The sequence below is a fragment of the Psychromonas sp. genome (assembly GCF_983033635.1).
In genome coordinates this window covers 1-10,510 of record NZ_CEZLMY010000125.1, presented here as the reverse complement: position 1 = coordinate 10,510, position 10,510 = coordinate 1, and the positions used below count along the sequence as shown (strand labels likewise).

The 10,510-nt window shown below is 41.2% G+C and carries 7 protein-coding genes; 4 read left to right on the top strand and 3 right to left on the bottom strand.

Translation table 11 applies throughout. The features are described from left to right. Positions 1 to 545: 545 nt before the first annotated feature. The 4 genes from thiB to AC4GME_RS13930 all read left to right on the top strand — a co-directional run bounded on the left by thiB (position 546) and on the right by AC4GME_RS13930 (position 4,935). Positions 546 to 1,544 (top strand): thiamine ABC transporter substrate binding subunit, encoded by a 999-nt coding sequence (thiB, locus tag AC4GME_RS13945; protein ID WP_490379607.1) that lies wholly within the window; start codon positions 546 to 548, stop codon positions 1,542 to 1,544. 2 nt (positions 1,545 to 1,546) lie between these two features. Beyond that, a complete protein-coding gene (gene thiP / locus AC4GME_RS13940; protein WP_490377455.1) occupies positions 1,547 to 3,139 on the top strand; it encodes a thiamine/thiamine pyrophosphate ABC transporter permease ThiP in 1,593 nt (530 codons plus the stop codon). A gap of 22 nt (positions 3,140 to 3,161) precedes the next feature. After that, positions 3,162 to 3,875, top strand: a complete 714-nt coding sequence (gene thiQ, locus AC4GME_RS13935) for a thiamine ABC transporter ATP-binding protein (RefSeq protein WP_490377456.1) — start codon at positions 3,162 to 3,164, stop codon at positions 3,873 to 3,875. A gap of 121 nt (positions 3,876 to 3,996) precedes the next feature. After that, a complete protein-coding gene (locus AC4GME_RS13930) occupies positions 3,997 to 4,935 on the top strand; it encodes a LysR family transcriptional regulator (RefSeq protein ID WP_490377457.1) in 939 nt (312 codons plus the stop codon). 35 nt (positions 4,936 to 4,970) lie between these two features. On the opposite strand, the gene AC4GME_RS13925 is transcribed toward AC4GME_RS13930, so the two are convergent. From AC4GME_RS13925 to AC4GME_RS13915, 3 genes are all read right to left on the bottom strand, one after another. Beyond that, a complete protein-coding gene (locus AC4GME_RS13925) occupies positions 4,971 to 5,882 on the bottom strand; it encodes a YjjW family glycine radical enzyme activase (protein ID WP_490377458.1) in 912 nt (303 codons plus the stop codon). After that, complete coding sequence (locus AC4GME_RS13920) at positions 5,854 to 7,407, bottom strand: YjjI family glycine radical enzyme (RefSeq protein WP_490377459.1); 1,554 nt, start codon at positions 7,405 to 7,407, stop codon at positions 5,854 to 5,856. The genes AC4GME_RS13925 and AC4GME_RS13920 overlap by 29 nt, the downstream gene beginning before the upstream one ends. 339 nt (positions 7,408 to 7,746) lie before the next feature. After that, complete coding sequence (locus AC4GME_RS13915) at positions 7,747 to 10,035, bottom strand: hypothetical protein (RefSeq protein WP_490377460.1); 2,289 nt, start codon at positions 10,033 to 10,035, stop codon at positions 7,747 to 7,749. Positions 10,036 to 10,510: the final 475 nt, after the last annotated feature.

Below are 10,510 nucleotides of genomic sequence, written 5' to 3'. Positions count from 1 at the left end.
ATCCCTGTTGACTACGTCAGCAGGGATTTTTTCGTTTAAGCGCTTGATGCGATGATCACTCGAACATGGGAAAATAAAGAGTTGCCACGCAGTGGCATTCAAAACATGTGATAGTAGGGCGAGTTTGCCGACAGGCAAGAGCAACGAGCGGATGAGCTCTGCGAACCCTGACCATCGCCATCGGCTAGTATTTCACTTATCGATAAACGCTTAACAGTATGCCGCAGACATAAACATATCTATGTAGAGTAGGGGCGAATTTTGAGGCTGCAAAGTATCACGAGCGGGGGAGCGCTGCGAGCCCTGTTCCATCGCCAAGTGCCCTATCCTTTTTAACCATCCAATAATCAAAAGCTTTAAGTGCCTCAATTTTCCTTTGGGTATACAATAACGTTTATCATTGGGGGGGCTTGTTTACAAGGCTCTGACTGTTCATATAAACACAAAACCCTTATATCTGAACCAGACAATGCTGGCGTAGGAATTGAGCTTATCAATCGCATTTCAAATGATTAGCAACTTATTCTATGTCAATCACACTATATATGGAGTTCGAAGTGAAATTTTTTTTTCCTGTCATTGCTTTATTGGCAACGATATCAATGCCCGCTGCAGCGAATAAATTGGTTGTTTATACTTACAACTCTTTTGCATCAGATTGGGGACCTGGTCCTAAAATAAAAAAAGCATTTGAAGCAAAGTGTGCTTGCGAACTTGAATTTGTTGCTTTAGATGATGGCGTTTCAATTTTAAATCGTCTGCGTTTAGAAGGAAAAAACAGTAAAGCGGATCTCTTGCTTGGCCTGGATAATAATCTTATGGCCGAAGCGAGAAAAACAGGGTTATTAGCAGAGCACAACGTTGATACGACGAATACTACATTGCCCGAAGGCTGGTCTGATAACCTATTTGTTCCATTTGATTATGGTTATTTTGCTTTTGTTTATAATAAAGAACGATTAACTACCCCTCCCAAAAGCTTAAAAGAATTGGTTGAAAAACAGGACGATCTTAAGGTTATCTATCAAGATCCACGCACTTCAACTCCAGGACTAGGTTTATTGTTATGGATGAAATGGGTTTATGGAGATCAAGCTGATCAAGCATGGAAGATGCTAGCGAAAAAAACTGTCACCGTGACTAAAGGGTGGTCCGAAGCTTACAATATGTTTTTAAAAGGTGAAGCGGATATGGTGCTTTCCTATACGACTTCACCTGCGTATCACATCATTGCTGAAGAAAATAATCAGTATTTAGCTGCCAATTTTTCTGAAGGGCATTACACACAAATTGAAGTCGCAGCAAAAGTTAAAAGCAGTGACAATCAAAAATTAGCAGATCAGTTTATGGCATTTATTGTCAGTGATGAATTCCAGTCTGCAGTACCAACAGGAAACTGGATGTATCCGGTCACTGACGTGGCGCTTCCTAAAGGGTTTAAGCAGTTAACCGTTCCATCGAAATCTTTTTCTTTTAGTGCGGAGCAAGTAGAAAATAATCGTAAATCGTGGGTGAGAGAGTGGCAGAGCTCTTTAATACAGTAAGGATGACTATAAAATCTCAATCCATACCCGGTCTAATTACGGCCGGGTTAATTTTTGTTTTCGTTGCAGCCGCTATTTCTGCATTGTTATTGCATTCACCTGATTTCAATTTTGCCTCCCTGTGGTTTGATCCTTATTATCGGCATGTAACCGCATTTAGCTTTTATCAATCATTTCTGTCTACATTATTGAGTGTCGGCCTTGCTATTCCTGTTGCCCACGCGCTCTCTCGTCGATCTTTTTTCGGCAAAGCTTTACTGCTTAAGTTATTTGCAACAACGCTAGTTTTACCTGTCCTGGTTGGGGTCTTTGGCTTGCTTTCTATTTATGGTAATAGTGGTTTGATTGCGCAACTACTGGCTACTTTCAATCAAAAATTGCCATTCTCAATTTATGGGCTTAACGGCATACTATTAGCACATGTCTTTTTTAATCTTCCCTTCGCAACGCGTTTACTACTGCAGCCTTTACAATCGATCCCTGCTGAACATCATAAATTATCCGCCCACCTCGGTATTGAACATTGGAATAAGTTCAAATTAGTCGAATGGCCCTGTTTACGTCAGCAGCTTCCGCATGTTTGCGGGTTGGTGTTTATGCTTTGTTTTACCAGTTTTGCGACAGTGATGGCATTAGGGGGGGGGCCAAAATCGACCACTATTGAGTTGGCTATTTACCAAGCTATTAAGTTTGATTTTGATTTACAATCGGGTGCCTTATTAGCGCTCTGGCAAATGATGCTTTGTGGCACTCTGGCTATAATTATCCAGAGATTTTCTCGGCCAATGCCTGTAATAACCAGCAGCATCAAATCCTCTTTTTTTCTGTTTAGTGACACTATGCGAGCCAAGTGTTGGGATGCGCTGTGGATACTTGTAGTGATTTTACTGGTGATACCACCTTTATTAATGATTATTATCAACGGACTTAATGCACAATTTATTAACGTTATTACTGCAGCCTCTTTTTGGAGTGCGCTCAAAAATTCGTTTTTAGTTGCAATATTTGCAGCCGTTATAGCAGTTATTGCTGGCTTATTTATTCTTATTAGCAGTCGTTTTTGGCGATTAAGCGGTTTGCATTTTAGAGCTGATAAACTGGAATTAATTGCTACCATTATTTTGGTCACGCCTGGGCTTGTGATTAGTACCGGACTTTTTCTGCTGCTTAGAAATATAACTGATATATTCAGTATCGCTATTGTTATCGTGATTGCGGTAAATGCGTTAATGGCGCTACCGTATGTGATAAAAACGCTAGCACAGCCAATGCTTCATACCGCGCAACAATATGATCAGTTATGTGCCAGTTTAGGCATGTTTGGTTTTTCACGTTTCTATCTTGTTGAGTGGCGAGCAATAAGGCAGCCTATCGTGCATGCTTTTTCTATTAGTTTTGTTCTATCAATGGGTGATTTGAGTGCCATTGCGCTGTTTGGTAGTCAGGATTTTAGTACTTTGCCTTTATACCTATTTCAACTACTTGGCAGTTATCAGATGGAGTCGGCTGCGGTTGTTTCATTGTTTTTATTAATCATCAGTGTTGGTATCTTTGGACTAATAGAAAAAGTTACCATTAAAAAACAATTTTCTTAAACAACGGCTGAGCGGGGTAATTATGATCAGATTTTCCAATGTAATGTACCAATATCAGCAAGAAAAATTCAGTTTTGACATTGATATTCCTAAAGGAAGTATTGTCGCTGTATTAGGGGCAAGTGGTGCCGGTAAAAGTACTTTATTGAATTTAGCTGCGGGTTTTATTAAGCCGTTGAGTGGCGATATTAAAATCGCATCAGAGTCCGTTTTAGATGTTCAACCTCATCTGCGTCCCTTGGCTATGTTATTTCAAGAAAAGAATTTATTTGCTCATCTAAGTGTCGCAGATAATATTGGCTTAGGGCTAGATCCCGGGCTTAAATTAAATCAACAGCAGCACGCGCGCGTGCTGGATATTTGTAAACAGGTTGGGATTGATAAGCTATTAAGTCGTTTTCCCCAGCAATTATCCGGCGGGCAAAAACAGCGAGTCGCCTTGGCAAGATGTTTTGTGCAAAATAAACCACTGTTACTACTTGATGAGCCATTTTCTGCTCTTGATCCAATTTTGCGTGAAGAGATGCTCGCTATCGTTAAAGAGTTAGCCCGTATACAAAATGTAACCGTTTTAATGGTAACGCATCATATTTCCGATGCGCTGAATGTGGCATCTCACTATCTGTTTGTCGAGCAGGGAAAAATATCAAGTTTTGATCAGATAGCAATGTTAACAAGCTCCAATCAAAATGTAGCATTAAAAAAATTTGTACAGGCTGGTGAAGTAGGCAAGTAATTCGGCATAGTATGTGAAGCAATTAACCTAGGTAACAAGAGTGCTTGTAGCGGGCATCTATCTTAAAATTGTTTTTCTGTCTGGTCGGTTTTAGCGTTTTTTATTGTATTTGAGGGTATAAATGGATCTTATTAAACTGTCGCATATAAGCATGAAGCATTTGATCACCCTACATGTCATGCTGGAGACCTTGAGTGTCACTGCCAGTGCTGAGCGATTATGTGTAAGCCCGTCTTCAGTCAGCAAAACCTTGAGTCAGTTGCGTGACAGCCTGAATGACGAGCTGTTTTATCGCCATGGTAATAAACTCGTCGAGACGGCATTGGCCCGTCGACTCGGGCCGTCGGTGCATCAGATAATCAATGATATGAATCAGATTATGACGCAACAGGCCTTTGAACCTTCGCATTATAGCGGTAGCTTTTCTTTAGCAATGCGGGAAAGTACCTTTGAGTTACTCGCCGCTAAGTTAAGCGCCAAAGTGTTGGCATTGGCACCAAATATACGCTTAGATATTTGGTCAAAAGACTGCGTTGGTTTTGATGGTTTAGTCAAAGGGAAATTAGATTTTATTATTCTGCCACATGATCGCAGTCAGCCACCAAGTTCACATAATAATTTAGTCTGGGAGACATTGATTAACGATCAGATGGTTTGCCTGATGAATCCTGCGCACCCTCTAGCCAATAAAGCACTGGCGGAGCAAGAATTTACTCTTGACGATTATCTGAGCTACGGCCATATTGGCATTACAGATAGCGATCTGAATATTCCATTCTTTGAAATGCAGCTCGCCCAACAAAATAAGAAACGCAAAATTGTAATTTCGGTGCCTGATTTTGGTGATGCCGCCGTGATGTGTCATCACAGTGATTTGCTGTTTACCTGTTCCCGTCGTTGGGCTGAAACAGCTTTTCAAGCTAAAGGGTTAGCGACTAAACCACTCCCTTTTCATTATGGTGATGTGGTTTACAGTTTGGTTTGGCATCAGCCGAGTATGAATGATCCTGCACACCGTTGGTTGTATCAGCAGATACTCGAATCTTGCAAGGATAATTAATAAGGTGCTTAACGGACTACGCAGGGCGGTGCGTGTTAAATATAAACCGCCGGCAAGATTAAGCGTTCTACACCACGCAGAGTTAGTTGCTTAGCTAATTGCTCAATATCCTGTTCACTGCATATTTTCCATGCTAACGCCTCTCCTGTTACACCATGATTTTGAAACGCATTAAGCTTAATACGCGTTGCATTGGGGAGCTGCTTTAAATAATGTGCCAGCGCGTCGATTTCAGTATCAAAATCCGTTTTTCCTGGGATATGTAATAAGCGCACTTCATACAATTTATCGCACTGTGCTAACTGTTCCAGAGAGCGGAATATCCGATGTTGATTGCGGCCTGTTATCCATAAATGGGTCGCCTGTTGCCACGCTTTTAAATCGATCATCGCACCATCAATAAAGGGGAGTAATTTTTTCCAGCCAGTTTCGCTTAAACTGCCATTGCTATCCACCATACAGGTTAGATGTTGTAGATCCTGTGCCGATTTTATGGCTGAAAACAATGCGATAATAAAATGAAGCTGCAGTGTTGCTTCACCGCCTGTTACCGTGATACCGGTAATAAACGGACTATTTTTACGAATTATAAGTAGCATCTCTGCTACCGAGTATTGTCGGGTTTTTGGAGTCGATTGTTTTGGGCATACCGCTAAGCAGGTATCGCACTGCTCGCATAAATCGGCATCCCACACAATGTGACTATTGCCACTGCGGTCAGCCAATGACAGTGCCTGAGTTGGGCAGTGTGCAATACAATCGCCACAATTGTCACACATGTCTATGGTGTGCGGATTATGGCAGTTTTTGCAGTTGAAATTACACCCCTGTAGAAAAATAACCAGCCTGTTTCCGGGCCCGTCTACACAAGAAAAACGTAACACTTCGCTGACTGTTGCTTTTATATTTGCAAATCTGTTATTTAATGTAGCAGGGGGATTGCTCATGGCTAGCGACTCTTGGTTTTCGATTTAAAATACCTGTGTTTTCTGCCGCTTCTGCACCTAATCCTGTGGTATTGGTACGAGAACCTTGTGTTTTAAAGGCTGCAATATCTGATAATTTGATCATGTAGCCAGTGACTCGGATTAAGTCGTTACCAGCAACGTTTGCGCTAAATTCACGGAAACCTAAGCTTAGTGCACCTTTGCACAATTGGTACATAGCTTGCGGATTTGATTTTACGCTTTTATCAATAGTCAGAATTTCGCTGATCCCAGAGGTGTAATATTGGTGGTGTTCAGCCAAAGCCTGAATATGCGCTACCGGATTTGGCTCGCTGCCATAAGGAATACGCACACCTGGTGTCACGCCCTGATCAAGGCTGATGCCGCCTTGAGCATGCAGTAGCGCACGACCATAGTAGCCATAGGTAACGGGAGTCGATTTGACGATTTGATCCAGTGCGGCTGAAATTCGATGCCCTAATTTATTTGCACTCTTATTATGGCCATATTGGCTGTTGGCTCTATCTAATGCTATGTCCGTTAATTCTTCTTTGTTGAGCAAAGTATTCACCGCCTCAGCCATGCCGTAAATAGCAAACATCGGTGCAAAACGGGCTTCTTCAATTAACCCCTCTTTGACTAAAAAGCTATCAAAGAAATTCGATTCTTCATGTAAAAACTTCGCACGGGTTTCAATTAGCTCATACATCAGCTTGCAATAATGAGGAAGGGTATTGGCAAAGAAGTCTTCGCTGTTGCCGGCGCGCTGTGCCACTTCTTTAAGATTGAGGCGAACCAGAGTATTGGCACCACCCGCTAATGGTAATGAGTTGTAGCAGCTAACAATCCCGAAACCTTGAGCATCATAACTTTGCGCATGAATTGGATAGTTGCCAATATGCGGTTTGTTACATTCACAGATGTTTGTCGTCGCGACTTGTAGCAATTCATCCGGCGTAATCTCAGGATCGTACATAAAGGTCAGGTTCGGTGCGACTTGTTTAAGCTCTGCATCGACTTTTAATATTGTCCGGCAAATGACGTTATCGCTCGGGCCGATGTTCACGTGCATAAAGGCATCTGGCAGGGTTCGGTCGAGCATAATCCAGAACAGTTTAAGTTTTTGATAGATTGTAGCCTCGTCGAGATCGGCTACATAGGGCATTAAGATCTCATCCAATTGACCTAAATAAACGGGAATATTGGTCACCGATGGCACATGATGATAAATAATGGTTAACGCATTAAGCGCTTCATCCATATTTTGTGCAGCCGCTAGCTCTAAATATGCAGAGCCTTGTTGCAGAAATTTAGCATAATCGGGCAATATATAACGCGGTTTGAACGGGGCATGTCCTTCAAACATATCGCATATAATTCCCCTGTCCATTGCCTTCGTTGCAGCTTCAGAAACAGTGAGATAGGGCAAACTTGCATCGGCTTCTAACGCAAGGTAATTCGATTTTTGTTTTGCTGACAGCGTTGGATCGGTAATAATTTGTTTAATTTTTTCTTGTAGAGTCATTCGACAAAATCCCCTTTTTAATTATGGATAACTAATCTACCCCGATTAAAAGTTTCTAAAAGTGAAAACAATGACAGCGCTAATTTCCAAAATGGAAATCCGAAGTTTGTCGTCACAGTTGATTGCTTCTTGGGTATAGAAAAATTGCGACAAACCTTATGATCTAATGTCAACGAGCTCTGCAAACCTTACTTTTACTCCCGGCAAATGCAAATGGAGCTGCGAGGCTAAAAACAGATAACAATCTTCGGATTGCTATAAGCAATAAATTTGTATAAAAAAGCCCCTGACGTGAATCCGTCAGAGGCTTTTTTGTTGTATTGATGTCAGTTGTTAATATTAATCCAGAATAATAATTGCTCTTTCAGTTACAAAACCAGAAGGCGTTGTAACAATCACAGTAAGTAGTCCTGTGTCAGATACTTCATCTGCACTTTCCGACCGCTTCACTACCACTGAGCAGCTGCTAAACCCTAAACTACTTGAATTTAACACAGTGCAACTATCAGGTCCTACAATCACACCATTACCCGCTGCAAAAGTGATGGTAGTGCCCGATGGCATGCGGCCATTATGTAAATCAGCAACATAAGCATCCACGATTTTAGCGCCGGCGCTGATATCGACAGTCTGATAATAGCTAGCAGTCATTTCTCTATCTAATCCCCTTTCAATTAAACTGATATGGGCAAAAGACCCCGCTTGTAAAATCGTAACATTTTTCCAAATCGGTAATAAATCTTGCGTACAGCCAGCATTTTCATCCAGGCAAAGTACACTGTTTAATAACTGATTGCTTTCGCCATCAAAGCGGCCATTGTTATTAAAATCGATATACTCCTCATTATCACCGCCTGGTTGAAGGCAGATTACTCCTGTTTCAGCTTTGCAAGTTGCTATATGATCAGCCGCGCCATCAGCAAGACTGGCATCACTATATCGTCCTGCAAAAACCCCGTCTTCATTATCATCTCTAAAACCTTCAGCAGAGATATCAGCATAAGCTTCATTCGCATCAAATGCGCCATTACCATTGCTGTCAGCAAAACTCTCCTCGCCAATTAAATGAGCAAAAATAGTGACTCGATTACCATAAACTTGTCCTAGGCCACCGGACATTTCAGGATCGTTAATCGTAGCGGCTGATGCATTAGAATAAAAACATGGATAAGCAAAATTATTTAACAGTGATGCTGTACCATCTTGTTTAAGGCAAACATTATCATCGCCAAGTATTTTAGTTGTCGTTGTAATATCTCTAAATTCAGGAATAGGAATTCTTGGTTCTGAACTTGTCCAAGTTACAGTACAGGATCCGTTAGTGGTCGTACAAGATGGCTCAATTTGCCCAAATTCAGTGTTAAAAACAACGGCGGTACCGTCAGGAACCGGGTTGTTAAAATGATCTGCGACATGGGCAGTTACCTGAACTTTTGTACCATCTATAGCCCATCCTTCAGGGTTAAAATCAGAAACAGATAAACTAAAGCTATTGTAATCGGCGACACCGGAAGAGATAACCAGCAAATCAGAGATGGTGGATAAACTTGTATCTGAAGCCAAGGTGGCAATTACGCGGATAGAAGTTGCGACTGAGCCAGACTGCACAATAACTTCAGCATAACCATCTGCATCACTTTGTGCGCTGCTATGGTTAAGAGATAAGTTACCAACGTTTGAGGAAAGCGCAAACATCACCTCTTCAAATGCAGCAGGACTGCCGTTGACATCAACCACTTGAAATTTAAGCACAGAGGTTTCTTGGCGGGTAATTCCGCCACCGCTACCGCCTGTTCCTTTTAAAGCGATAAAATCATTCGATGCGCTAATAAAATTAATACTGCCTGCCGCGGCATCTTGAACTGCAATAGCAACGCTGCCGGCCAGTAACTGACTTCCCACTTTAGCATTCACTTCAATGGTATCTGTTTGTCCGCAAGCGATGTCTTTATAAGTGCTTTGTGCTATCCCGTTAACAGTTGCAACCGGGGACTCTATTGTTGCTAAACCCGAATCGACACAAGAAGAAGAAAATGAAATATCAACTGGTACCTCATATGGTATTGAATTGGTATCATCATTAAGCACTACGGTGATTGTCGCAGAACCTGTAGAACTGATTGACTCAGGGCTGGCTGTGGGCTGAATCATCGAAACGAGTGTGTTTTGTGCTGCAACAGAAAAGCTCATACTGGCATTTAAGCCATCAGTGCTTGCTGTAATCGTGTCGGAACCATATTGGTCCTTAGCACTTAATATGATTGATGCAATCCCGTCTTTATTAGTTAATGCAGTGCTACTGCTTGGATCAATAGTGGCAAGGCCATACTGTAGTGAAAACTTTACTAAAACACCTGCTTGCGGCAGATTATTGATAAGTAGTGTTGCACTAACAACAACAGGTTGTCTTTGTGTAACATTAAGCGTGCTTATTCCTTGGCTATCGGTAATATCTAAAGAAAAACTAATCAGATCTTTAACTACAGGATCTATGCAGGACGTATTAGTTCCAAGCACAAAATCATTAATATTCTCTTGGGAGCAAGGAGAAGAGTCATCACTTCCACAACCTAACAAGAGAGTCAGTGTAACAACAATTGAAGTAAGTACTTTAATTATGTATTTCATTGAGTTGATCCTCCATCTATTCTGTCGGCTACAACCCTTTGCCGCAGATTTTATTATTACCAGCATATTTATATTAGTAGATAAAAGACTTGGCGCACAAAAAAAACGCTTGTTTATTGACAATATAAATAGGTCTTAAATGCGAAAGGTGAGCTTTTAAATGTGCAATGCAGGGAAGTGCTTGATATAACTGCTTTTATGAAATATCAATTTCACTTGCCTCAATTAGCATCGATAAAAATAAACAGCGGTTGTTTACCATATTCAGGTGCAATGCAAATATAAGCTTGCTGTTTTATCAAATTGGTTCCGTTGTTTCTTTGTAATAATACATGGTCATAACAAGAGTAATCACTCTTGCGGTGAAGTGAAGAAGGCTAATTTGTAGAGTAAAACAGCTGTTTGTTTACTAATTGTTCATTCAGTCATTTATTTGAAATAAACACTTGCCAATGTGATCGCTATCTCTATAATG